This is a genomic window from Streptomyces sp. NPDC000410, from assembly GCF_040300305.1.
Classification (GTDB): domain Bacteria; phylum Actinomycetota; class Actinomycetes; order Streptomycetales; family Streptomycetaceae; genus Streptomyces.
The window spans coordinates 238169-262958 of record NZ_JBEPDM010000002.1 but is presented as its reverse complement, the minus strand read 5'-3'; the positions used below and the strand labels follow the sequence as shown (position 1 = coordinate 262958).

The window sequence follows — 24790 nt, the reverse complement described above, 5'->3', positions numbered from 1 at the left end:
CCCCATCGCCGCGTCGCTCACATCGGCCGCGTTTCGGCCTCAGCCGGTCGGGCCGCCGTTGACCACGCTCAGCGGGAGCAGCTTCTTGCCGGTCGGGCCGATCTGGATGGACGTGTCCATCTGCGGGCACACACCGCAGTCGAAGCACGGCGTCCAGCGGCAGTCCTCGACCTCGGTCTCGTCGAGCGAGTCCTGCCAGTCCTCCCAGAGCCAGTCCTTGTCGAGACCGGAGTCCAGGTGGTCCCAGGGCAGGACCTCCTCGTACGTACGCTCACGCGTCGTGTACCAGTCGACGTCGAGCCCGAACCCGGGCAGCGTCTTGTCGGCGCACTGCATCCAGCGGTCGTACGAGAAGTGCTCACGCCAGCCGTCGAAGCGGCCGCCGTCCTCGTAGACGGCGCGGATGACGGCGCCGATGCGGCGGTCGCCGCGCGAGAGGAGGCCCTCGACAATGCCGGGCTTGCCGTCGTGGTAGCGGAAGCCGATGGAGCGGCCGTACTTCTTGTCACCGCGGATCTTGTCGCGGAGCTTCTCCAGGCGGGCGTCGGTCTCCTCGGCGGAGAGCTGCGGGGCCCACTGGAAGGGGGTGTGCGGCTTGGGCACGAAGCCGCCGATCGAGACCGTGCACCGGATGTCGTTGGAGCCGGAGACCTCGCGGCCCTTCTGGATCACCTTGGTCGCCATGTCGGCGATCTGGAGCACGTCGTCGTCGGTCTCCGTCGGCAGACCGCACATGAAGTACAGCTTGACCTGGCGCCAGCCGTTGCCATAGGCGGTGGCGACGGTCCGGATCAGGTCCTCCTCCGAGACCATCTTGTTGATGACCTTGCGCATGCGCTCGGAGCCGCCCTCGGGGGCGAAGGTGAGACCGGAGCGACGGCCGTTGCGGGTCAGCTCGTTGGCCAGGTCGACGTTGAACGCGTCGACGCGGGTGGAGGGGAGGGACAGACCGATCTTGTCCTCCTCGTACCGGTCCGCCAGGCCCTTGGCGATGTCGCCGATCTCGGAGTGGTCGGCGCTCGACAGCGACAGCAGGCCGACCTCCTCGAAGCCGGTCGCCTTCAGACCCTTGTCGACCATCTCGCCGATGCCGGTGATGCTTCGCTCCCGCACGGGGCGCGTGATCATGCCGGCCTGGCAGAAACGGCAGCCGCGGGTGCAGCCGCGGAAGATCTCGACGGACATCCGCTCATGGACGGTCTCGGCGAGCGGGACGAGCGGCTGCTTGGGGTAGGGCCACTCGTCGAGGTCCATGACGGTGTGCTTGGACACGCGCCACGGCACGCCCGACTTGTTCGGCACGACGCGGCCGATGCGGCCGTCGGGCAGGTACTCGACGTCGTAGAAGCCCGGAACGTAGACACCGCCCGTCTTCGCGAGCCGGAACAGCACCTCCTCGCGGCCGCCGGGACGGCCCTCCGCCTTCCAGGCCCGGATGATCTCGGTCATCTCCAGCACGGCCTGCTCGCCGTCGCCGATGACCGCGCAGTCGATGAAGTCCGCGATCGGCTCGGGGTTGAAGGCGGCGTGGCCGCCGGCCAGCACGATCGGGTCGTCGATCGTGCGGTCCTTGGCCTCCAGCGGGATGCCCGCGAGGTCCAGGGCGGCCAGCATGTTCGTGTAGCCGAGCTCCGTGGAGAAGCTCAGCCCGAACACGTCGAAGGCCTTCACCGGACGGTGCGAGTCCACGGTGAACTGCGGGACCTGGTGCTCGCGCATCAGCTCCTCGAGGTCGGGCCAGACGCTGTAGGTACGCTCGGCGAGCACCCCTTCGCGCTCGTTGAGTACCTCGTAGAGGATCATGACGCCCTGGTTGGGCAGTCCGACCTCGTACGCGTCCGGGTACATGAGGGCCCAGCGAACGTCACAGGCGTCCCAGTCCTTGACGGTGGAGTTGAGCTCTCCGCCGACGTACTGGATCGGCTTCTGGACATGCGGGAGAAGCGCTTCCAGGCGTGGGAAGACCGACTCGACAGGCATCGTGGTGTCTCTCGTGAGCGGGCAGGGATGACTGTCAAGCGTACCTCGGTGGTCAGCCGGTCAGCGCCGCCAGAAGATCAGGGCCGGAAGCCTCCGCCCAGACGTCCGGCAGCTCGCGCTCGTCGGCCGCCGCCTGGGCCTCCTCCTTGCCGTAGAGAAGTCCCCAGGTGAAGGCGGACTCACCGGCCGCGTGGGCCTGGATGCCGAGATCCCGGAGGGTGTCGCGGGCGACGACGCTGTCCTGATGGTCGCCGAGGACCGTCTGCACGGCCTTCATGCCCTTGGCGAACTTCTTGGCGGGCTTGCCGAGTGCGGAGGTGGCGGCCTCGGCCGCGTACCGGGCGCGCTTGGCGGCCTTGCGGGCGTCGTGCAGGGCGAGGTCCCGGTCGTGGCCCGCGGGGAGGCCGAGGGCGTGCTCGATCCGCCGGGCGAGCCGGTCGTAGTCCTTGATCACGGCCTTGGGGAGGGCCTTGGCGGGCTTCGCGGCGGCGGCGTCGCGCAGGGGCGGGTCGGCGAGCAGCGCGTCGAGGGTGGCCAGCAGCGCGAGGTAGCGCTTGCTGTCGAGTACGGCGACGGAACGGCGCCGGGAGCCCGCCCGGCGCGCGGAGCCCCAGATCCGCAGCCGCCCGCGGACCGGGCCGAGCAGCAGCGTCCTCGGCAGCTCGTCGATCCTGCCGAGCAGCCGCTCCGCGAGCACCTCCTGGTCGCGGGCGACGCCGAGTTCACCGGCGAGCCACTTGAGCTCCTCGCCGATGGGGTCGGTGACCGCCCGGTCGACGATCTTCCCGAACGTCTTGAAGGCGCTGCGCATCCGCCGGGTCGCGACCCGCATCTGATGGACCGAGTCGGGCAGGTCCCGCCGCACGGCCGGATCCAGCACCACGATCGCGTCCCGCTGCTCCCGCAGATACGCGAGGACGTACGCACCGGCGCTCCCGGCCACCCCCGGCTCGGCCTCGGGCCCGCTCCCGGTCGCCTTGGCGGCCTCGGCGGCCTTCGGAACCTTGGCGCCCGCCTTCACGAAGGGGTCGGCGGCCCGGGAGGTCCGCTCCTCCTCTGCGGCGGCCGCCTGCGCGGCCTTGTCGCGCTTGCCGCCGGGCTTCGCCGGCGCGGCGACCGCCTCGGGGGCCTCGGGTGACCAGGGGCCCGTCTCCGCCAGTGCCCGCTCGAGCTTCGAGGCGGACGTCGCGGGGCGGATCCCCGCCTTGCGCAGGCGCTTGTCCACCGCGTCGAGGAGCGCCGGATCCACGTCGTCGGCGAGTTCCGCCTCGATCTCGGTCCAGGACGTCGTACGGCCGGAGCCTTCGGTCAGGCGCTCCGCGAGGACGGAGTCGACGCTCAGCTCGGCGAGGAGTTCGCCGTGCCCGTCGACGAGGTGACGGACGTCGCGGGAGGACAGGATCCGGACGACGGGGACGACTTCGGCGTCGCGGGTGCGGGAGCGGATCAGCCCCGCCAGGACACCGGGCAGCGTGTCGGCGAGCGGGGCGCGGATCTCGTCACGGATGCCGGTGGACACGGGGAACTTCAGGTGCCAGCCCTCGTCCGAGCCACCGGTTCGGCGGCGCAGGGTGATCCCGTCGGCGGCGAGGCGCAGGTCCGCGGTGTCGTAGTAGACGGCGTCCAGCTCCATGACGCCCTCGCCGACGACGGCCGAGACCCCGGCCACCTTGGTCAGGTCCGGCAACCCGGCGCCGGCCGCGTCGTCCGTGGCTTCGTACTTCCGCTCGATCTCTCGCTTCGTGTCCACCATGAACAAAATCTAGTCGCCCACACACCGGTACGTCAGTACGTAATCAGCGGGCTCGGCGAGGTTCCGGGCGGTTCGGTGCGGTTCGGCAGCGCCCCGAAGGGGCGCGGGGAGCTGCGCGACCAGCCACGACGCACCCGGAGCACTTACGCCGACATCGGCCTCTGCACCCGGATCGACTGGAGCAGTCCGACCGCCACCCACACCGCGAACATCGACGAGCCGCCGTACGACACGAACGGCAGGGGAAGACCGGCGACCGGCATGATGCCGAGCGTCATCCCGATGTTCTCGAAGGACTGGAACGCGAACCAGGCGATGATCCCGGCCGCGACGATCGTCCCGTACAGCTCGGTCGTCTCCCGCGCGATCCGGCAGGCCCGCCACAGCACCACGCCCAGCAGGAAGAGGATGAGTCCCGCGCCCAGGAAGCCGAGCTCCTCCCCCGCCACCGTGAAGACGAAGTCGGTCTGCTGTTCGGGGACGAACTGGCCGGTGGTCTGCGAGCCCTTGAAGAGGCCGGTGCCGACGAGTCCGCCGGAACCGATCGCGATGCGCGCCTGGTTGGTGTTGTAGCCGACGCCGGCCGGGTCGAGCTCCGGGTTGGCGAAGGCCGCGAACCGGTTGATCTGGTACTCGTCGAGCAGCCCCAGCGCGGTGACCAGCACCGCGCCCGCGACACCCGCGCCGATCAGTCCGAGGACCCACCGGTTGGAGGCGCCGGAGGCAAGCAGTACCCCGAGCACGATCACCGCCATGACCATCACCGAGCCGAGGTCCGGCATCAGCATGACGATCGCCATGGGGATGACCGCGAGGCCCAGGGACTTGCCGACGGTGCGATGGTCGGGATGGACCTGATCGCCCGCGTCCACCTGGGCCGCCAGCATCATCGCCATGATCAGGATGATCGTGATCTTCACGAACTCCGAGGGCTGGAGCGAGAATCCGCCGCCGATCACGATCCACGCGTGCGCGCCGTTGATGGTCGCGCCGAGCGGGGTGAGGACGAGCAGCACCAGCACCACGGAGATGCCGTACAGGACCGGCACCGCGCCGCGCAGCGTGCGGTGGCCGAGCCAGATCGTGCCGACCATCAGGGCGAAGCCGATGCCCGTGTTCAGCAGATGGCGGAAGAGGAAGTAGTACGGGTCGCCCTGGTTGAGCTCGGTGCGGTTACGGGTCGCCGACCACACCAGCAGCGCGCCGATGAGGGACAGCGCGACCGAGGACAGCAGTATCGGCCAGTCGAGCCGCCGCACCATCGAGTCGCGCGCGAAGAGCTTGGCGAGGGCGCCCCGCTCGGGTGCGTACCGCGAGACGGAGAAGCCGTTGGTTCCGGACATGGTGGTGTCAGTCCCTCCGCCCGGTGGCGGGGGGCGGTCCCGCGAGCTGCTTGTCGTCCGGCTTCACCGGCACGTACGGCGCGATCTTCGGGGCGTCGATCGAGCCGTCCTGCTGGATCTTCGGCAGCGCCTGCTGCGGCTTGGGCAGCAGGGCCTTCTTGAGGTCCTGCTTGCCCTCCATGTCGAGCCCGTAGAGCGCGTTGTAGATGTTGCGCACGGCCGGTCCCGAGGCGCCGGAGCCGGTACCACCCTGGGAGATCGTCATGACGATGGAGTAGTCGCTGGTGTACGTGGCGAACCAGGAGGTCGTCTGCTTGCCGTAGACCTCGGCCGTACCCGTCTTGGCGTGCATCGGGATCTTGTCCTGCGGCCAGCCGCCGAATCGCCAGGCGGCGGTACCGCGGGTGGCGACTCCCGCGAGGGCCCCGTCTATCATCTTGCGCGTTTTGGCGTCCATCGGCAGTTTGCCGTGCGACGTGGGCTTGATCTCGCGGATGTTCTTGCCGTCCGCGCTGACGACGGCCTTGCCGACGGTCGGGTCGTAGAGCGTGCCGCCGTTGGAGATCGCGGCGTAGATCGTGGCCATCTGGATCGGGGTGACGAGCGTGTCGCCCTGACCGATGGAGTAGTTGACGGAGTCACCGGCACGGAGCAGGTTGCCTTCGAGGCAGTTCTCGTAGGAGAGCTGCTGGACGTAGCTGCCGCCCTTCTTGCCGATCTTGCACCAGTAGTCCTTGTTCGCCTCCCAGAAGTTCTGCTTCCAGCGGCGGTCGGGGACGCGGCCGCGCTCCTCGTTGGGCAGGTCGATGCCGGTCTCGCGGGCGAGGCCGAACTGGTGGGCGGTCTTGTAGAACCAGTCCGCCGGGTTCCGCTTCGGCTTGAGGCCGCCGTCCTTCTTCCACTGCTCGTGGGAGAGGGAGTAGTAGACGGTGTCGCAGGAGACCTCGAGGGCGCGGCCCAGCGAGATGCTGCCGTGGTGCTGCGACTCGAAGTTCTTGAAGACCTGGTTGCCGATCGAGTACGAGCTCGTGCACGGGTAGCGGCCGTTGAAGTCGTAACCGGCGTTGACCGCGGCGGCCGTCGGGATGACCTTGAAGATGGAGCCGGGGGCGGCCTGGCCCTGGATGGCGCGGTTCAGGAGCGGGAAGTTGGAGTTCTTGCCGGTGAGCCTGGCGTAGTCCGTGCCGGAGATGCCGCCGACCCAGGCGTTCGGGTCGTAGGTGGGCAGTGAGGCCATCGCCACGATCCGGCCGGTCCTGGACTCCATGACGACGACGGCGCCGGAGTCCGCCTTGTAGTTCCTGTTGGTGTTGTCGTCGAAGACCTTGCGGGCTTCCTTCATCGCGTTGTTGAGCTCCCACTCGGCGACCGCCTGGACGCGGGCGTCGATGGAGGTCACCACATTGGCGCCGGGCTCGGCCTTGTCCGGCTTGCCCTGGCCGATGACGCGGCCGAGGTTGTCGACCTCGTAGCGGGTGATGCCGGCCTTGCCGCGCAGCTCCTTGTCGTACGTACGCTCGAGGCCCGAGCGGCCCACCTGGTCGGAGCGGAGGAACGGCGAGTCGGTGTCCTTGGCCTTCTCGAGCTCCTCGTCGGTGACGGGCGAGAGGTAGCCGAGGACCTGCGCGGTGTTGGACTTGCCGGGCGCCGGGTAGCGGCGTACGGCCGTCGGCTCGGCGGTGATGCCGGGGAAGTCCTCGGGGCGCTCACGGATCTGCAGGGCCTGCTGGGTGGTGGCTTCCAGGGTGACCGGGATCGGCTGGTAGGGCGAGCCGTTCCAGCAGGGCTTGGGGGTCTGGGAGTCGCAGAGGCGGACCTTGTCCATGACGTCCTTGGGCTTCATGCCCAGGACGCCCGCGAGCCGGGTGAGGACGCCCTTGCCGTCGTCCTTCATCTTCATCAGGTCGGTACGGGACGCGGAGACGACGAGGCGGGTCTCGTTGTCGGCGAGCGGGACGCCGCGGGCGTCGAGGATCGAACCGCGGACGGCGGGCTGGACGACGCGCTGGACACCGTTGCCCGAGGCTTCCTTCGCGTACTCCTCGCCGTTGCGGATCTGGATGTACCAGAGCCTGCCGCCGAGCGTCGCGAACAGCGAGAAGACCAGGACCTGGATGATGATGAGCCGGATCTGGACGCGAGGTGTCCGCCCGGTCTCGGGAATGTTGCTCACGCTGCTGATACCCCCTCGGTCACAGTCGCTTGATGCCCTTGATGCGCCCGGCGCGGGCCGCTCTCGTCCTGGCCGCCTTCACCCGCAGTCCCCCGCCGCGCTGGCCGCCGATGCGCAGTCCGGTGCCGAAGGACGAGAAGCCGTTGGACACGTCGGTGGCGCCCGACTGGTTCTCGGTGAACGGGTCGTTCTCGGCCTTTCTCGCCAGCGCCATGATCAGTGGCACGGTGAACGGCGCGAGCAGAAGGTCGTACAGGGCGGCGGTGAACAGCAGCGAGCCGAGGCCGACATGGCGGGCGGCGGTGTCGCCGACGAGGGCCCCGACGCCCGCGTACAGCAGGGTGGAGCCGATCGCGGCGGCGACGACCACGGCCATCGGGCCGGTGGCCGAGGTGAGCCGGCCGTTGTCCGGCTTGGCGAGACCGGCGAGGTAGCCGATGACGCAGAGCACCAGGGCGTAGCGGCCGGCGGCGTGGTCGGCGGGCGGGGCGAGGTCGGCGAGCAGTCCCGCGCCGAAGCCGATGAGGGCGCCGCTGACGTGCCCGTAGACGAGGGCGAGTGCCAGGACGACGAGCAGCATCAGGTCCGGCACGGCGCCGGGGAGCTGGAGGCGGGCGAGGACGGTGACCTGGAGGACGAGTGCGACCACGACGAGGGTGGTGGAGAGCAGCATCCGGTTGAAGCGCATGGGTGTTCTTCAGCTCCTTCTGCTACTCGTCGTTGTCGTTGGTGTTGTTGCTGCTGCTGGCGTTGGGGTCGGGACTGGACCCGGTGTCCTGGGAGTCACCCCGGGAATCGACCTGGGCCTCGTCCCGGGTGCCCGACGACGGGGTGACCGTCGGCGTGGGGGTCGGCTTCGGCTTGGCCGGCAGGACGGTGTCGCGCGGGTCGGTGCGCGGCGCCTGGACGACGACTCCGACGATGTCCAGCTTGGTGAGAGAGGCGAACGGCCGGACGTAGATGGTCCGGGTGAGGTCGCCGCCGGAGGGGTCGACGCGGACGACCTCGCCGACCGGCACACCGGGCACGAACGGCTTGTCCGCCTGCGAGCCGAAGGTGACCAGCCGGTCGCCCTTCTTCACCTTGGCCTTGCCGTTGAGGAGCTGGACGGCCAGCGGCCGGTCGCCCTGGCCCGTGGCGAAGCCCAGCTCGTCGGTGCGCTCCATGCGCGTGCCGACCGTGAAGTCCGGGTCGCTGGCGAGGAGTACGGTCGAGGTGTCCGGGCCGACGGTGGTGACCCTGCCCACCAGACCGTCGCCGTTGAGCACGGTCATGTCGCGCCGGATGCCGTCCTTGGAGCCGATGTCGATGGTGACGGTCCACGAGAAGCCCTGAGCGGCTCCTATCGCGATGACCTCCGCGCCCTTGATGCCGTACTGCCCGTTGGCGGCCGTCTTGAGCATGGTGTCGAGCTGCTTGATCCGGCTGCGGTTGCGGTCGTCGCTGCCGAGCTTCGCCTTGAGGGCGGCGTTCTCCCGCTCCAGCACGGCGATACGGTCGTGCCGCTCACCCGAGTCCCGGACCGCTCCGATGGCGTTGCCGATCGGGTCCACGGCCGCCGCGACGCCGCTCTCGACCGGGCCCAGGACGGTGGCTGCGGCCCGCCGGGCGCCGTCGACCGGTGACTCCTCGCCGCCTCGGATGTCCACCGTGATCAGTGCGAACGCGATGGCGATCAGCAGCACCAGGAGCAGCCGGCTCTCTTTCGTGTCCCTCACGTGCGGCGGCCGTGCCTTCCTCGTAGGAAACTTTGTGCCGTTATATCAACGATCGACCGGACGGGCCGGTGTGGCCCATACCGGGGGTCCCCCCGGGCTCACGGCCCGGGAGGAGGGTGTTCTTCTCGGGACGCTGCCCGGTGTGCGGAGGCATGACCCGGCCATCGCCCGCGGCGTTACCGGCGGGGCTGCGCGTCCAGCACCTGCTGGAGCGCCTCGAATTCCTCGACGCACTTGCCGGAGCCGAGCGCGACCGAGTCCAGCGGATCCTCGGCGATATGGATGGGCATGCCGGTCTCGCGGCGCAGCCGCTCGTCGAGGCCGCGCAGGAGCGCGCCGCCGCCGGTGAGGACGATGCCGCGGTCCATGACGTCGCCGGAGAGCTCCGGCGGGCACTTGTCGAGGGTGGTCTTGACCGCGTCGATGATGGAGTTGACCGGTTCCTCGATGGCCTTGCGGACCTCGGCGGCGGAGATGACGACGGTCTTCGGCAGGCCGGAGACCAGGTCACGGCCGCGGATCTCGGTGTGCTCGTCCGTCTCCAGGTCGTACGCGGAGCCGATGGTCATCTTGATGCTCTCGGCGGTCCGCTCACCGAGGAGGAGGCTGTACTCCTTCTTGACGTGCTGGATGATCGCGTTGTCCAGCTCGTCGCCGGCCACCCGGATCGACTGTGCCGTGACGATTCCGCCGAGGGAAATGACGGCGACCTCGGTCGTACCGCCGCCGATGTCCACCACCATGTTGCCGGTGGCCTCGTGAACCGGCAGCCCGGCGCCGATGGCGGCCGCCATGGGCTCCTCGATGATGTGCACCTGACGCGCACCGGCCTGGGTGGAGGCCTCGATGACCGCGCGGCGCTCGACACCGGTGATCCCGGAGGGGACACAGACGACGATGCGCGGGCGGGCCGCCCACCGCCGCTTGTGGATCTTGAGGATGAAGTAGCGGAGCATCCGCTCGGTGATCTCGAAGTCGGCGATCACGCCGTCCTTCAGCGGGCGCACCGCCACGATGTTGCCCGGCGTGCGGCCGATCATCTTCTTGGCCTCGGAGCCCACCGCGAGGATGCCGCCGGTGTTGGTGTTGATGGCGACCACGGACGGCTCGTTGAGGACGATCCCACGACCCCTGACGTACACCAGCGTGTTGGCGGTCCCGAGGTCGACAGCCATGTCACGGCCGATGAACGACATTGAGTTCCCCTTGTTTCCCATGAGGATGCGTCGGGCCTTCCCAGATCGAGCTTTGATGGCTTCTCAGGTCGGCGAGGAGGGTGATGCACGGGTGGCGTACGAGCTCTGTGGCGTGAAGCTCCATCGTAGTGCCGCCTGCCCGGACACCGCGCGCTGGCCCACCTCAGTAAGGGTGACGATGAGTCGGAGCGATGCGTTCCCGGTATCGGCGTTCGTATGCCTACGTATACCGAAGGGCGACCGAAATTCCTTCGGTCGCCCCAGGCAGTGAGCGCTAGATGGCTGACGCCCGATCAGGAAAGACCCGGAAAAAAGATCTTCAGTTCCCGGACGGCGGACTCCTCGGAGTCCGAGGCGTGGATCAGGTTCTCCCGGACGATCGTGCCGTAGTCGCCACGGATGGAGCCGGGGGCCGCGGCGATCGGGTCGGTCGGGCCCGCCAGGGCGCGGACGCCCTCGATGACCCGCTCGCCCTCGACGACGAGCGCGACGACCGGGCCGGACGACATGAACGCGACGAGCGGCTCGTAGAACGGCTTGCCCTTGTGCTCGCCGTAGTGCTGCTCCAGGGTCTCCTGGTCCAGCTCGCGCAGTTCCAGCGCGGTGATCTGCCAGCCCGCCTTCCGCTCGATGCGGCCGATGATCTCGCCGATCAGGCCGCGGCGTACGGCGTCGGGCTTGAGCAGGACGAGCGTGCGCTGGCTCACGTGCTGGCTCCTTCGGGTTTCAGCTGAGGGGTCGCTGTGCTGCTGAGGGGTAGCAGCACGTCAGAGGCTACAGGGCGGCTCCAGTGATCCATTACGCAGCGTCAGGCCCTGCCGATGCCCCCTCCGCCTGCCGCGCCGCCCACATCGCCTTCGCCTCGTCGACCTTCCGGCCGAAGTGGACCGACGCCCACCACAGACCGGCGAAGACCACGCCCAGGATGAACATCATCGGGACCACGAAACCGCTCGCGATCAGGCCGATCTGCAGGGCCCAGCCGAGCTGCACCCCGCCGGGACGGGTGATCATCCCGCAGAGGAGCACCGACAGCACCATCGCGATGCCGCAGACCGTCCAGACCACCGCCATGGACAGCCCGTCGGTCTTCATCGCCACCAGACCGGCGAAGCCGATCACGAAGAACTCACCGATCAGAGTGGACGCACAGAGCGTACGCATGGGATTCAGCCCCTCCCCAGCAGCAGCCGGGCCTCGCCGACCGTGATCACCGAACCGGTCACGAGGACGCCCGCGCCCGAGTACTCCGCCTCTTCCTCGGCGAGCGTGATCGCCGCCTCCAGGGCGTCGTCGAGGCGCGGCTCCACGACCACCCGGTCGTCGCCGAAGACCTCGACGGCCACCGCGGCCAGCTCGTCCACGTCCATCGAGCGATCGCTGGAGTTACGGGTGACCACGACCTCCGTGAAGACCGGCTCGAACGCCTCCAGCACGCCCTTCACGTCCTTGTCGCCGCTCGCGCCGACCACACCGATGAGCCGGGAGAAACCGAACACCTCGGTGACGGCCTCGGCGGCCGCCCGCGCCCCCGCCGGATTGTGCGCGGCGTCCAGGACGACGGTCGGGCTGCGGCGCACGACCTCCAGACGGCCCGGCGAGACGACGGAGGCGAACGCGGAGCGGACCGTGTCCACGTCGAGCGTGCGCGCGTGCTGCGCGCCGATGCCGAAGAAGGCCTCGACGGCGGAGAGCGCCACGGCCGCGTTGTGCGCCTGGTGGGCGCCGTACAGCGGCAGGAAGATCTCCTCGTACTCGCCGCCGAGCCCGCGCAGCGTCAGCAGCTGGCCGCCGACCGCGACCTCGCGGGAGACGACACCGAACTCCATGCCCTCCCGGGCCACCGTCGCGTCCACCTCGACGGCCTTCTTCAGCATGACCTGCGCGGCGTCCACCGGCTGCTGCGCCAGGATCACCGTCGCGCCCTGCTTGATGACCCCGGCCTTCTCGACGGCGATCTCGGCGGGGGTGCCGCCGAGCCGGTCGGTGTGGTCCAGGTCGATGGGGGTGATCACCGCGACCGACCCGTCGATCACATTGGTCGCGTCCCAGCTGCCGCCCATGCCGACCTCGACGACGGCCACGTCCACCGGCGCGTCCGCGAACGCGGCGTACGCCATGCCGGTCAGCACCTCGAAGAAGGAGAGCCGGAAGTCCTGGGACTGGTCGATCATCTCGACGTACGGCTTGATGTCGTTGTACGTCTCGATGAACCGCTCGGCGGTGATGGGGGCGCCGTCCAGGCTGATCCGCTCGGTGATCGACTGGACGTGGGGGGACGTGTACCGACCGGTGCGCAGCTCGAAGGCGCCGAGCAGCGCCTCGATCATGCGGGCCGTGGACGTCTTGCCGTTGGTGCCGGTGATGTGGATCGAGGGGTACGCGCGCTGCGGCTCCCCCAGGACGTCCATCAGCGCGGAGATCCGGGCGACGGACGGCTCCAGCTTGGTCTCGCCCCAGCGCGTGGCGAGGTCGGCCTCGACCTCGCGCAGCGCCTTGTCGACCTCCGGGTCGGCGGGCCGGGTGGGCACCTGGTCACCCCGGGGCGGTCCGGCCTGGGTGCGCAGCGTACGGCTGCCGGCCTCGATCACCGCCAGGTCGGGGTCGCGGTCGGTCTCGTTGTCGACGATCTCGTCGAACTCGTCGTACTGGTCGGGCTCGGGCTGCTGGTCACTCACGCAGCCAGTCTACGGAGCCCCACCGACAGAACGGCGCCCGTCCCCACCGGGTCGCCCGGGGCCGCTGTGCGGGCCCCACGAACGCCGGACGGGCCCCCATGGGAGCCCGTCCGGTGTCTCGGCCCTCCCCCGGCGGATGGTCCGGGAAGGGGCCGCGCGTGCGTACCTGTTACGCGGTCGGCAGGCTGGCCAGCTGCGTGCCGATGCGCTCGATGTCCTCCTCGGCCTTGGCGAGCCGGCCACGGATCTTGTCGACCACGTTGTCCGGGGCCTTCGCCAGGAACGCCTCGTTGCCGAGCTTCGCCGTCGCCTGGGCCTTCTCCTTCTCGGCCGCCGCGAGGTCCTTCGCCAGCCGCTTGCGCTCGGCCGCGACGTCGATCGCACCGGACAGGTCCAGCGCCACCTCCGCGCCCGCGACCGGCAGCGTCGCCGTCGCGTGGAACGCCTCGCCCTCCGGCTGGAGACGCAGCAGCTGCCGGATCGCGCCCTCGTGCGGCGCCAGCGCGGTGCCGTCGAGCGTGAGGCGGGCCGGGACCTTCTGGCCGGGCTGCAGGCCCTGGTCGGAGCGGAACCGGCGGACCTCGGTGACGACCCGCTGGACCAACTCGATCTCCCGCTCGGCGGCGTCGTCGCGGAAGCCCGAGTCCTTGGGCCAGTCGGCGATGACGACCGACTCGCCCCCGGTCAGCGTCGTCCACAGCGTCTCGGTGACGAACGGGACGACCGGGTGCAGCAACCGCAGCGTGACGTCGAGGACCTCGCCCAGGACGCGCGCGGAGACCCGCGCCGGCTCGCCGCCGCCCATGAACGTGGTCTTGGACAGCTCGACGTACCAGTCGAAGACCTCGTCCCACGCGAAGTGGTACAGCGCGTCCGACAGCTTCGCGAACTGGTAGTCCTCGTAGTACGCGTCGACCTCGGCGACCGTCTTGTACAGCCGCGACAGGATCCACCGGTCCGTGGCGGACATCTCGTCCGGGCCGGGCAGCGGACCCTCGACCGTCGCACCGTTCATCAGGGCGAAGCGCGTCGCGTTCCAGATCTTGTTGGCGAAGTTACGGGATGCCTGGACCCAGTCCTCGCCGATCGGGACGTCGGTGCCGGGGTTGGCGCCGCGGGCCAGGGTGAAGCGGACGGCGTCGGAGCCGTACGCGTCCATCCAGTCCAGCGGGTCGACCACGTTGCCGAAGGACTTCGACATCTTCTTGCCGCGCTCGTCACGGACCAGGCCGGTCAGCGCGATCGTGGTGAAGGGGACCTCGCCGTCCATCGCGTACAGACCGAACATCATCATCCGGGCGACCCAGAAGAAGATGATGTCGTGCCCGGTGAGCAGGACGTCCGTCGCGTAGAACTTCTTGAGATCGGGGGTCTGCTCGGGCCAGCCCAGCGTCGAGAACGGCCACAGGCCGGACGAGAACCAGGTGTCCAGGACGTCCGTGTCCTGGTGCCAGCCCTCGCCGGTGGGCGCCTCGTCGTCGGGGCCGACGCACACGATCTCGCCGTTCGGCCCGTACCAGACCGGGATGCGGTGCCCCCACCACAGCTGGCGCGAAATGCACCAGTCGTGCATGTTGTCGACCCAGTCGAAGTAGCGCTTCGACATGTCCTCGGGGTGAATCTTCGTCCGGCCGTCGCGGACGGCGTCGCCCGCGGCCTGCGCCAGCGGCCCGACCTTGACATACCACTGCAAGGACAGCCGCGGCTCGATCGTCGTCTTGCAGCGCGAGCAGTGCCCGACGGCGTGGACGTACGGCCGCTTCTCGGCGACGATCCGCCCCTGCGAGCGCAGCGCACCGACGATGGCGCTGCGCGCCTCGAACCGGTCGAGCCCCTGGAACGGCCCGTGAACGGTGATGACACCCCGCTCGTCCATGACGGTCATCGACTCGAGGTTGTGCCGCTGTCCGATCGCGAAGTCGTTCGGGTCGTGCGCGGGAGTCACCTTGACGGCGCCCGTGCCGAACTCCGGGTCGACGTGCGTGTCCGCGACGACCGGGATCGTACGGTCCGTCAGCGGCAGCTTGATCCGCTTGCCGACGAGGTGCGCGTACCGCTCGTCGTCGGGGTGGACGGCGACGGCGGTGTCCCCGAGCATCGTCTCGGCACGGGTCGTGGCGACGACGATCGTGTCGTCCCCCTCGCCGTACTTCATCGAGACCAGCTCGCCGTCGTCCTCCTGGTACTCCACCTCGATGTCCGAGATGGCCGTCAGGCAGCGCGGACACCAGTTGATGATCCGCTCGGCGCGGTAGATCAGCTCGTCGTCGTACAGCTTCTTGAAGATCGTCTGGACGGCCTTGGACAGGCCCTCGTCCATCGTGAAGCGCTCACGCGACCAGTCGACACCGTCGCCGAGGCGGCGCATCTGGCCGAGGATCTTGCCGCCGTACTCTTCCTTCCACTGCCAGACCCGCTCGACGAAGTCCTCGCGCCCGAGGTCGTGGCGCGACTTGCCCTCCTCGGCGAGCTGCTGCTCGACCTTGTTCTGCGTGGCGATACCGGCGTGGTCCATGCCGGGCAGCCACAGCGACTCGAAGCCCTGCATCCGCTTGCGGCGGGTCAGGGCGTCCATCAGCGTGTGCTGGAAGGCGTGCCCGAGGTGCAGGCTGCCCGTGACGTTCGGCGGCGGGATGACGATGGTGTACGCCGGCTTCTCACTCTTCGGGTCCGCCGTGAAGTAACCGCGCTCTACCCAGCGCTCATACAGCTTCCCCTCTACCTCGGCCGGCGCGTACTGGGTCGGCAGTTCGGGGTTGCTGGCTGGCTGCTGCTGAGTGTTCTCGGTCACGGGCCACAGTTTAAACCGACCGGCAATTGGAGGGCGGCGTCGCGCGGTCTGGCACGCACATATGCCGGTCCCCCTGGGCCCTGAGTGCCCGGGAGGTACCCCCAGTCGCCGGTCGCGATGACTCCGCATCACTCCTCCCCCTGCCTACGGCGGGGGAACCCCACCTCCACCTTGCATCTGCACGCACCAAACCTCCGCTCCTTCTCTCACCATCCAATTGTCGGTCGGTCCAACGAGATTGAGAGCGAATGCAGTCAGGACGTACTGACTTCCGGGGGTCGGGATAATGGGTGGTCAGCAGGCGGCAGCAGGGACGAGGACGAGTTCGGTACGCGTCTGTCGCCTCGTGGCCCGGCGGGAGGCCCGGTCGGACACCAGGCTGGCAACGGCCCGATGGACCTCCGCATATGTCAAAGCGCGGCTGTGACGACGTGCGCAGCAAGATCGGCCACCCGCCACTCGCGAGCAATCCTTATCGCCCACCGCGTCGTAAGAGAAGTCACGGTCCCGTTGTCAACTACCCGTTGCTAAAGCAATGGGCTTGCACTGCGGGCGGCACCGGCTGTGGCGCTCCGCGTGCGTCCAGCCCTGCCCCGGCTTGTCTGCCAGGGTGAGGCAGGGGCCGTTGGCGGGGCCCCGCATCGCCGGAGCATCGCGCGCCCTCGGGCGCGGATGACCCGGGAGGCATTGCGGTCTGCGTGATCAACGAATCCGCAGGACCGGCACGCGAACCACGCCTGCGAGACGCGGTTCGCCTTGTCGACACACCAGCACTCGGAGCAGGTGCGTGAAGTGTAGGCCGGGCCGACGAACACCACCGGCACTCCGGCGCGAGCGGCTTTGTAGCGCAGCTTGTCTGCCAGCTGGGCGAACGGCCAGCTGTGCACGGCGGCCCGTTGGGGCTTGCGAAGCCGTACCCGCTCGCGGATGCCCTTGAGGTCTTCCAGGGCGATGCCGCGACCGGTGCGTTGTGCCTCGGCCACCAGGCGCTTGCTGATCTTATGGTTGATGTCCTTGTTCCGGCGGGCTTCCTTCCGCCTGCGTTTCGCCAGGCGGCGCTTGGCGGAGCGAGTGTTCTTCTTCTGTAGCTTTGCGCGCAGCTTCGCCTCCCGGGCGCGCAGCCGGTTGAGGTGCCGGTTCGAGGTGATCGTGCCGTCGGAGGTCGTGACAAGGTTCACGATCCCCAGATCACAGCCGATCACGTCCGTGGCCTGCTCGTTGAGCGGGGCTTGGGGGATGTCTACGGTGACGGCAAGGAACCACATCCCGTCCCGCAGCAGCAGGTCCGACTCGCCCTGGCGACACTGTGCTACGCGGGCGAGCTGCTCGGGTGAGCCGGTGAAGGCCAAATCCTTCACCCGTCCGTGGACGGTCCAGATCGACAGGCGGTGCTGTTCGTGCTGCCAGGACAGCATCCTGTCGTCGAACGGCTGCGCGCCCTCCGTCCGGAAGTCGACCGGCTTGGCAGTGGCCTTGTGCCACCGCTTCGAGTGCGGCCTGCCGAGATGCCCGGCCTTCAGGTGCACCGAAAGGGTCCGGTAGGCGTCGCACACCTTCTTGATCACGTGCTGGGCGGCCTGGGCACCCAGACTCCACTCTTCCTTGATGTGCTGGTAGGTGAGCTTACGCAGGCCGATGACGTCCTTCACACTCCGCTCGAAGGCGACCTGGCTGACCCACATCGCGGCCTCATTGCACGCGGTCAGGGTCGCCTCCAGAGCCGCCGCCTGCACCGGCGTCGGCTCCAGCTTCACCTGCACCACCAGCTTCATGGCACCCGACCCTACGTATCACCGCCGCACAAACACACGGAAAGCCCGCCACCTCCCCCGATCCCGCTACCTCGCGAACACATGTACGCGCTGCCGGGAGTGGGTCAAGGCCGACGAGCGGCCTACCGGCCTGTGGGGACCGGCTGTGGGCGGCTCCGCCGCCAAGACACCGCGGCGCTGTCACGAGATGCGATTCCTCCCAGGCATCAGGCCTGGGGGTTCCTCGCAAGAATCTGCTGAAACGGGAATGTTCCGTAACGGTGTGGCCCCCGGTACCTCAGGACGGCACCCGTTCCGTCAGGATGTTCGGAACGGATATGTATCTGGAGGGGAAAGCAAGACATGAGCTACAACCAGCCGGGCCCGTACGGCGGTCAGCCCCAGCAGCCCGGCCCGTACGGCCAGCCGGGCCCTTACGGCCAGCAGCCGCCGGCCCCGCAGCCCGGCTACGGCTACCCGCAGCAGGCCCCCCAGGGCGTCCCGCCGCAGCAGCCGCCGCAGGGCTACGGCTACCCGCAGCAGCAGCCCGCCCCGTACGGCCAGCAGCCCCCGTACGGCGCCCCCGGTGCCCCGGGCGCCTACCCGCCCCCGCCGCCGGGCGCGCCGAAGAAGAAGACGGGCCTGATCATCGGCGCCGTGGTCGTGGCGCTCGCGGTGGTCGCGGGTGGCGCGTGGTACCTGACGGGCGGCACCGGCGCGGACGTCGCGTCCGACACCAAGGGCTACAAGCTGACCCCTGCGGCGTCGGTCGACGAGTTCAAGAAGGACAAGGACAACCCGCAGCCCCTCTCCAGCAAGGAGAAGAAGGAAGCCGAGACGCTCCTCGGAATGAAGAACCCGCAGCAGGCAGGCGCCTCCTACAAGGCAGGTGACCCGGACAACCTGAAGGGCAAGGCCCTCAGCCTCAACGGCCTCTGGGGCGAGATCGCCGACCCGGAGAAGGCGATCGACGGCTACTTCCAGAAGGTGCAAGCAGACGGCACGGAAGACGAGGAGGACGTCAAGATCGAGCTCGTCGGCAGCCCCACCACTGTCGAGCCCGAGGGCTTTGACGGTGCCGTCATGAAGTGCCAGAGCGCCAAGATCACGCCTACCAGCGAGGATTCCTCTAGCCTGGGAATGAAGGAGTTCGAGTTCCCAATGTGCGTCTGGGCCGACTACAGCACCATCGGTGCCGTGAACGTCGTCGACGCTGCCCAGATCGTGGGCGCGGGTGGCAAGGCGGTACCCCAGGACGAGGTCGCCGACCTGACCGCGAAGCTCTACAACAATTCGCGCACCAAGGTCTGATCGAGTAGGTCAATCACTGCGACGCCCGGCCAGTCCAATCGAACCGGCCGGGCGTCGCGTAATGGCGAGTTCTATCAGGCTCGCCTGCAGGCCCAGTCCGCGTGGGACGGATCGACCCGCAGGGACACGAGTGCAGAGATACAACCGGGGTTGGGGACGGGACCGAGCGCGCTGCGACTGCAAGCACTCTTCACCTTCGGGCCGATTATGTATATTTTCTTGCTCGCCAGATAATCCTGGCACTGCTGTGCGGTAGCCGCCGCCGGCGTCGCCGACAGCAGCGGCACGATGCCTGCCGCCACCGTCACGCAAACGGCAGCTAGAGCACGCCTCTTCATGTCCCACCCCACTATTTATGCGAATATTTGTTTAAGGTCGGGACTAGAAGATCATATTCGCGAAAGCGGATCCAGTAGCCACCCGCCTTCTGGCCTGATCTTGCCTCCTCACAGGCCAGTTTCAGGCGCCAACACCCCCTACGCGACTGTCCGCGCTCCATGACCGCGGAAAGGGGCGCCCGGCCAGGCGCCCCTTTGCGTACAGGTGCCGCTTACGCGGACTTCTCGTGCCGCCCGTCGTTCTTCACGATCCTCGGCACCAGCGTCGGGTTGACGTTGTTGTGGACGACATCCGCCGTGATGACGACACGCGCGACGTCCTTGCGGGACGGCACCTCGTACATCACCGACATCAGGACCTCTTCCATGATCGCCCGCAGGCCACGCGCACCGGTGCCGCGCAGGATCGCCTGGTCGGCGATGGCCTCCAGGGCGGGGCGGTCGAAGTCCAGCTCGACGCCGTCGAGTTCGAAGAGGCGCTGGTACTGCTTGACCAGGGCGTTGCGCGGCTCGACGAGGATCTTCAGCAGGGCCTCGCGGTCCAGGTTGTGGACCGAGGTGATGACCGGGAGGCGGCCGATGAACTCGGGGATCATGCCGAACTTGACCAGGTCCTCCGGCATGACCTCCTGGAACTGGTCGCTGGCCTCGATCTCGCGCTTGGAGCGGATCGTGGCGCCGAAGCCGATGCCCTTCGCCCCCGCGCGCGACTCGATGATCTTCTCCAGGCCGGCGAAGGCGCCGCCCACGATGAAGAGGACGTTGGTCGTGTCGATCTGGATGAATTCCTGGTGCGGGTGCTTCCGGCCGCCCTGCGGGGGGACCGAGGCGGTCGTGCCTTCCAGGATCTTGAGCAGGGCCTGCTGGACGCCCTCGCCGCTGACATCCCGTGTGATCGAGGGGTTTTCGCTCTTACGGGCGACCTTGTCGATCTCGTCGATGTAGATGATCCCGGTCTCGGCCTTCTTGACGTCGTAGTCGGCGGCCTGGATCAGCTTGAGCAGGATGTTCTCGACGTCCTCGCCCACGTAGCCCGCCTCCGTGAGCGCCGTCGCGTCGGCGATGGCGAACGGGACGTTGAGCATGCGGGCGAGCGTCTGGGCGAGCAGCGTCTTGCCGGAACCGGTGGGGCCCAACAGGAGGATGTTGGACTTGGCGAGCTCGATCGCGTCGTCCCGGCCCTGCGCGCCGCCGTTCTCACCGGCCTGGACGCGCTTGTAGTGGTTGTACACCGCGACGGAGAGGGCCTTCTTCGCGGGCTCCTGGCCGACGACGTAACCCTCGAGGAACTCGTAGATCTCGCGCGGCTTGGGGAGTTCCTCCCACCGCACCTCGGAGGTCTCGGCGAGCTCCTCCTCGATGATCTCGTTGCAGAGGTCGATGCACTCGTCGCAGATGTACACCCCGGGGCCTGCGATGAGCTTCTTCACCTGCTTCTGGCTCTTTCCGCAGAACGAGCACTTGAGCAGGTCGCCGCCATCACCGATGCGTGCCACGAGGTGCTTCCCCTTCGCCTGGGAGCGCTTGGTTCAGCGACTCCTGGTGCCTCATATCCGACGGTACCTTGCCGGGCCCCTCGTTCGGGCCCCCCTTGGCGCGGTTCACATTGACGTGTACCGCGCCAAGGTCAGGTCGGGCGTCAGGCGGCCGCTGCGGCCGTGCTCTTGCGGGTCGACACGATCTGGTCGACCAGGCCGTACGCGAGCGCGTCCTCGGCGGTCAGGATCTTGTCGCGCTCGATGTCCTCGCGGACCTTCTCGATCGGCGTCGAGGAGTGCTTGGCCAGCATCTCCTCGAGCTGCTCACGCATGCGCAGGATCTCGTTGGCCGCGATCTCCAGGTCGGAGAGCTGCTCCCGGCCGGTCTGGGAGGACGGCTGGTGGATCAGCACACGGGCGTGCGGCAGGGCCATCCGCTTGCCGGGGGTACCGGCGGCGAGCAGGACGGCGGCGGCGGAGGCCGCCTGGCCCATGCAGACCGTCTGGATGTCCGGCTTCACGAACTGCATCGTGTCGTAGATGGCGGTCAGCGCGGTGAAGGAGCCACCAGGGCTGTTGATGTAGATCGAGATGTCGCGGTCCGGGTCCATCGACTCCAGGCACAGCAGCTGCGCCATGACGTCGTTGGCGGAGGCGTCGTCGATCTGCACGCCGAGGAAGATCACGCGCTCCTCGAAGAGCTTCGCGTACGGGTCGTACTCGCGCACACCCTGCGAGGTGCGCTCGACGAAGCGGGGGACGACGTAGCGGTTGTCCACCTGCGGGCCCGTGTAGAGGCCGCTCGCGGAGAGGTTGTTCTGCATGTCGGTGTTCACCATCCTGGTGGCGTTCAGCGGGCTGGGGGTCTGGGTGGGCGGCCGGGGCTGCTGGGCCCCGGCGCGGGGGCTCAGGCCCCGGTGCCGCCGCCGCCCGGAACGCCCGAAGCGGCGGAGATGATCTCGTCGATGAGGCCGTAGTCCTTGGCCTCCTCGGCCGTGAACCAGCGGTCGCGGTCGCCGTCGCGGATGATCGTCTCGACGGTCTGGCCGGAGTGGCGGGCGGTGATCTCCGCCATGCGCTGCTTGGTGCGCAGCAGGTACTCGGCCTGGATCTTGATGTCCGACGCGGTGCCGCCGATACCGGCCGAGCCCTGGTGCATCAGGATGTCGGTGTGCGGCAGCGCGAAGCGCTTGCCGGAGGCGCCGCCGGTCAGCAGGAACTGGCCCATGGAGGCGGCCATGCCCATGCCGATGGTGACCACGTCGTTCGGGATGTACTGCATGGTGTCGTAGATCGCCATGCCGGCCGTCACCGAACCACCGGGGCTGTTGATGTAGAGGTAGACGTCCTTCTCGGGGTCTGCGGCCAGGAGGAGGAGCTGCGCCGTGATCTTGTTGGCGATGTCGTCGTCGACCTGCTGGCCCAGGAAGATGATGCGCTCGCCGAGCAGCCGGCTGTAGACCTGGTCGCCGAGGCCTCCACCGATGGACGGCTCACCGGCGGCGTTAGGCATCAGAATCGTCACGTAATCCACCTGCTCGTCTCTGACGGCTGCGGCCGTCTCAGCGTCTTTAGTACTACCGGGGGCCGGCCCCACCACCCGGGACCGGCCCGGGTCGGGTACTCCCCTGCCCTCGTATTCATGGACCCTAACGCGCTGGTGGGCGGGCGCCATCCCGCTTCCGGAACTGTTCGCTCGGAGCGCAAGGTACGGGGGATGTACGGGACCCGGAATACGGCGTCGGGCCCGTACGCGGCTGTGCGCGTACGGGCCCGGCGGACAGGGTCAGCGCGAGGCTCAGGCCTCGGACTTGCCCTCGGCGTCGGCGGCCGCGGCGGCGACGTCGGCGGCCTCCTCGATCTCGTCCTCGTCGTCGCTCAGGTCGACGGTCTCACCGTTGGTGTCCTTGACGGTGGCCTTGTCGACGACGGCGGCGAGCGCCTTGCCGCGGGCGACCTCGCCGACGAGCATCGGCACCTGGCCGCCCTCGACGACGGCCTGGGCGAACTGGTCGGGGGACATGCCGGAGGAGGCGGCGCGGCGCATGAGGTGCTCGGTGAGCTCCTCCTGGCTGACGTTCAGCTTCTCCTGGGAGACCAGCTCGTCGAGGACGAACTGGGTCTTGATGCCCTTGACCGCCTGCTCCTTGGTCTCGGCATCGAACTCTTCCTCGGTCTTGCCCTGGATCTCCAGGTACTTGGCGAGGTCGAGGCCCATCTGGGCGAGCTGGTGGTTGACCAGGTTGTGCTTGCGGGTGTTGATCTCGTCCTCGAGCAGCTTCTCGGGGATCGGGACCTCGACCAGCTCCAGGAGCTTCTCCAGGACGCGCTCCTGGGCCTGGGTGGCCTGGTCGTACTGCTTCATGTTCGTGAGGCGCTTGCGGCTGTCGGCCTTCAGCTCGTCGAGCGTGTCGAACTCGCTCGCCATCTGCGCGAACTCGTCGTCCAGCTCGGGGAGCTCACGGGCGGCGACCTGGGTGACCTTGACGGAGACCTCGGCCTCCTTGCCCTCGGCGGAGCCGCCCTTCAGCTCGGAGGTGAAGGTGGCCTCGCCGCCGGCCTCCAGGCCGGTGACGGCCTCGTCGATGCCCTCGAGGAGCTCGCCGGAGCCGATCGTGTACTGCACGCCCTCGGCGACACCGTCCGCGAGGACCTCGCCGTCGACCTTGGCCTCCAGGTCGATCGTCACGACGTCGCCTTCGGCGGCGGCGCGCTCGACCGGGGAGGTGGACGCGAAGCGCCCGCGGAGCTGCTCCACCGACTTGTCGATGTCCTCGTCGCTCACCTCGATGGCGTCGACCTCGACCTCGATGCCGGAGTAGTCCGGGATCTCGATGGCCGGGCGGACGTCCACCTCGGCGGTGAAGTTCAGCGTCTCGCCGTCCTTCAGCTCCGTGATGTCGATCTCGGGCTGGCCGAGGACGTTGACCTCGGCCTCGTTGACCGCCTGGGTGTAGAACTTCGGGAGGGCGTCGTTGACGGCCTCCTCCAGCACCGCACCGCGGCCGAACCGCTGGTCGATGACCCGGGCCGGGATCTTGCCCTTGCGGAAGCCCTTGACCGTGACCTGCTGGTTGATCTTCTTGTACGCCGCGTCGAGGCTGTCCTTGAGCTCCTCGAAGGGCACCTCGACAGTGAGCCGAACCCGAGTCGGGTTCAGGGTCTCCACGGCGCTCTTCACGGTTCGGTCTCCTTGGTGGCTGAATTCTGGGATTCTGCTGCGTCCCCGCGCGGTGCTGTTCTGTACGGCGGCGGCTCAGCGGATCGGGCCCGGCTCTTCAGACACTCATCAGACACACGGGCACACAGCTTGCATAGTAGCCGCTGGCAGGATGAGCCCCACAATGCGATCACGGCGCGAGCACGCCGGGTGATCGTGGGTGGTGGTCGGGGTGGCGGGATTTGAACCCACGGCCTTCCGCTCCCAAAGCGGACGCGCTACCAAGCTGCGCCACACCCCGTCGGTGCGAGACGTAGGGTACATGCCCACAGCCTGTGCGCCCCCCGATTTGGCGGTGCGGGTGCGGGTGCGGGCAACGGGGTGTGCGTCGGCGGGGTCGGACCCGCTACGATGCTCCTCGTGCCTCGGCGTTCATGGTGTGCTTCATGACCTGCGGTGCGGTGCTTGCGGGCGTAGCTCAATGGTAGAGCCCTAGTCTTCCAAACTAGCTACGCGGGTTCGATTCCCGTCGCCCGCTCTGTGGCCTCAGGCCCGGTTCCACGAGATTCTCGCGGAGCCGGGCCTGAGGCTTTTTCGCTTTCGGCCGGTCAGCACGTCGCCGGCCGATCAGAACGTGGCAGACCTGTCAGAACTTGATCGAATTGATCGTCCGCGCCACCGCGTCGAGAAACCGCTGGATGTCATCGGCCATGCCGGTGGACGCCAGGAAGAAGCCGAACAGCGCCGCGACGACGGCGGGTCCCGGCTTGATGGAGCCGGAGCGGACCATCACCACGAGGACGATCGCCAACAGCAGCACCACAGACAGTGAAATGGCCACAACTGATCACACCCTCGGTCGGTACTGATTCCCCGCCGGGAAGCATGCGGCCCAGCACACCCCCCGTCCCCACCATCGTGCCACCAACACCCGTGCGGTGGCCCCCGGGTGACGAATCGTCGACGGTGGATCCCGTCGCGGCGCGGGGCGGCGGCGGGTGCCACGGTGGCGCTGCGTACCGAATTGCTATTTGATCACCACCCTCTCCGTTGCGGAATGCTCACAGGCCGGTCACAGGAAATTCTCGGGGTATCGGTGAGAAAATTCACCCGCACTTAT

The 24790-nt window shown here is 68.5% G+C and carries 18 protein-coding genes and 2 tRNA genes; 2 read left to right on the top strand and 18 right to left on the bottom strand.

Annotated features, from left to right (window positions below; translation table 11 throughout):
• Positions 1 to 39: 39 nt before the first annotated feature.
• From ABT342_RS04555 to ABT342_RS04500, 12 genes are all read right to left on the bottom strand, one after another.
• The gene (locus ABT342_RS04555) at positions 40 to 1980 is read right to left on the bottom strand and encodes a TIGR03960 family B12-binding radical SAM protein (protein ID WP_351566897.1); all 1941 of its coding nucleotides are present in this window, start codon (positions 1978 to 1980) and stop codon (positions 40 to 42) included.
• A gap of 52 nt (positions 1981 to 2032) precedes the next feature.
• A complete protein-coding gene (locus ABT342_RS04550; protein ID WP_351566895.1) occupies positions 2033 to 3733 on the bottom strand; it encodes a CYTH and CHAD domain-containing protein in 1701 nt (566 codons plus the stop codon).
• 143 nt (positions 3734 to 3876) lie between these two features.
• Positions 3877 to 5076, bottom strand: coding sequence for a rod shape-determining protein RodA (gene rodA, locus ABT342_RS04545; protein ID WP_351566892.1), 1200 nt, complete (start codon positions 5074 to 5076; stop codon positions 3877 to 3879).
• A 7-nt stretch (positions 5077 to 5083) separates the two neighbouring features.
• The gene (mrdA, locus tag ABT342_RS04540) at positions 5084 to 7249 is read right to left on the bottom strand and encodes a penicillin-binding protein 2 (RefSeq protein WP_351566890.1); all 2166 of its coding nucleotides are present in this window, start codon (positions 7247 to 7249) and stop codon (positions 5084 to 5086) included.
• A 19-nt stretch (positions 7250 to 7268) separates the two neighbouring features.
• Positions 7269 to 7937 (bottom strand): rod shape-determining protein MreD, encoded by a 669-nt coding sequence (gene mreD, locus ABT342_RS04535; protein ID WP_351566887.1) that lies wholly within the window; start codon positions 7935 to 7937, stop codon positions 7269 to 7271.
• A gap of 22 nt (positions 7938 to 7959) precedes the next feature.
• A complete protein-coding gene (gene mreC / locus ABT342_RS04530) occupies positions 7960 to 8967 on the bottom strand; it encodes a rod shape-determining protein MreC (protein ID WP_351566884.1) in 1008 nt (335 codons plus the stop codon).
• Between the two features lie 176 nt (positions 8968 to 9143).
• Complete coding sequence (locus ABT342_RS04525) at positions 9144 to 10163, bottom strand: rod shape-determining protein (protein WP_351566881.1); 1020 nt, start codon at positions 10161 to 10163, stop codon at positions 9144 to 9146.
• 293 nt (positions 10164 to 10456) lie between these two features.
• Entirely contained in the window at positions 10457 to 10870 is a 414-nt protein-coding gene (ndk, locus tag ABT342_RS04520) for a nucleoside-diphosphate kinase (protein WP_351566878.1), read from the bottom strand.
• A gap of 91 nt (positions 10871 to 10961) precedes the next feature.
• The gene (locus tag ABT342_RS04515) at positions 10962 to 11327 is read right to left on the bottom strand and encodes a DUF4233 domain-containing protein (RefSeq protein ID WP_351566875.1); all 366 of its coding nucleotides are present in this window, start codon (positions 11325 to 11327) and stop codon (positions 10962 to 10964) included.
• A 5-nt stretch (positions 11328 to 11332) separates the two neighbouring features.
• The gene (folC, locus tag ABT342_RS04510; protein ID WP_351566872.1) at positions 11333 to 12841 is read right to left on the bottom strand and encodes a bifunctional tetrahydrofolate synthase/dihydrofolate synthase; all 1509 of its coding nucleotides are present in this window, start codon (positions 12839 to 12841) and stop codon (positions 11333 to 11335) included.
• 169 nt (positions 12842 to 13010) lie between these two features.
• Positions 13011 to 15632: a valine--tRNA ligase gene (locus ABT342_RS04505; protein ID WP_351566869.1), complete on the bottom strand. Its 2622-nt coding sequence runs from the start codon at positions 15630 to 15632 to the stop codon at positions 13011 to 13013.
• A 527-nt stretch (positions 15633 to 16159) separates the two neighbouring features.
• The gene (locus ABT342_RS04500; RefSeq protein WP_351566866.1) at positions 16160 to 17404 is read right to left on the bottom strand and encodes an RNA-guided endonuclease InsQ/TnpB family protein; all 1245 of its coding nucleotides are present in this window, start codon (positions 17402 to 17404) and stop codon (positions 16160 to 16162) included.
• A 342-nt stretch (positions 17405 to 17746) separates the two neighbouring features.
• Between ABT342_RS04500 and ABT342_RS04495 the strand changes: the two genes are divergently transcribed.
• Positions 17747 to 18694, top strand: a complete 948-nt coding sequence (locus ABT342_RS04495; RefSeq protein ID WP_351566863.1) for a hypothetical protein — start codon at positions 17747 to 17749, stop codon at positions 18692 to 18694.
• Positions 18695 to 19244: 550 nt separating this feature from the next.
• On the opposite strand, the gene clpX is transcribed toward ABT342_RS04495, so the two are convergent.
• The 5 genes from clpX to ABT342_RS04470 all read right to left on the bottom strand — a co-directional run bounded on the left by clpX (position 19245) and on the right by ABT342_RS04470 (position 23971).
• Positions 19245 to 20528 carry an ATP-dependent Clp protease ATP-binding subunit ClpX gene (gene clpX, locus ABT342_RS04490; RefSeq protein ID WP_318106826.1) on the bottom strand — a complete coding sequence of 428 codons (1284 nt, stop codon included), beginning with the start codon at positions 20526 to 20528 and terminating at the stop codon, positions 19245 to 19247.
• A gap of 143 nt (positions 20529 to 20671) precedes the next feature.
• Complete coding sequence (locus tag ABT342_RS04485) at positions 20672 to 21349, bottom strand: ATP-dependent Clp protease proteolytic subunit (protein WP_351566859.1); 678 nt, start codon at positions 21347 to 21349, stop codon at positions 20672 to 20674.
• Positions 21350 to 21417: 68 nt separating this feature from the next.
• Complete coding sequence (locus ABT342_RS04480; protein WP_351567308.1) at positions 21418 to 22023, bottom strand: ATP-dependent Clp protease proteolytic subunit; 606 nt, start codon at positions 22021 to 22023, stop codon at positions 21418 to 21420.
• Between the two features lie 285 nt (positions 22024 to 22308).
• Positions 22309 to 23691 (bottom strand): trigger factor, encoded by a 1383-nt coding sequence (gene tig, locus ABT342_RS04475; protein WP_351566856.1) that lies wholly within the window; start codon positions 23689 to 23691, stop codon positions 22309 to 22311.
• 203 nt (positions 23692 to 23894) lie between these two features.
• A tRNA-Pro gene (locus ABT342_RS04470) sits at positions 23895 to 23971 on the bottom strand.
• A 166-nt stretch (positions 23972 to 24137) separates the two neighbouring features.
• Here ABT342_RS04470 and ABT342_RS04465 point away from each other — a divergent pair.
• Positions 24138 to 24208: transfer RNA gene (locus ABT342_RS04465), tRNA-Gly, on the top strand.
• A 108-nt stretch (positions 24209 to 24316) separates the two neighbouring features.
• On the opposite strand, the gene ABT342_RS04460 is transcribed toward ABT342_RS04465, so the two are convergent.
• Positions 24317 to 24511 (bottom strand): hypothetical protein, encoded by a 195-nt coding sequence (locus tag ABT342_RS04460; protein ID WP_351566853.1) that lies wholly within the window; start codon positions 24509 to 24511, stop codon positions 24317 to 24319.
• Between the last annotated feature and the right edge of the window lie 279 nt (positions 24512 to 24790).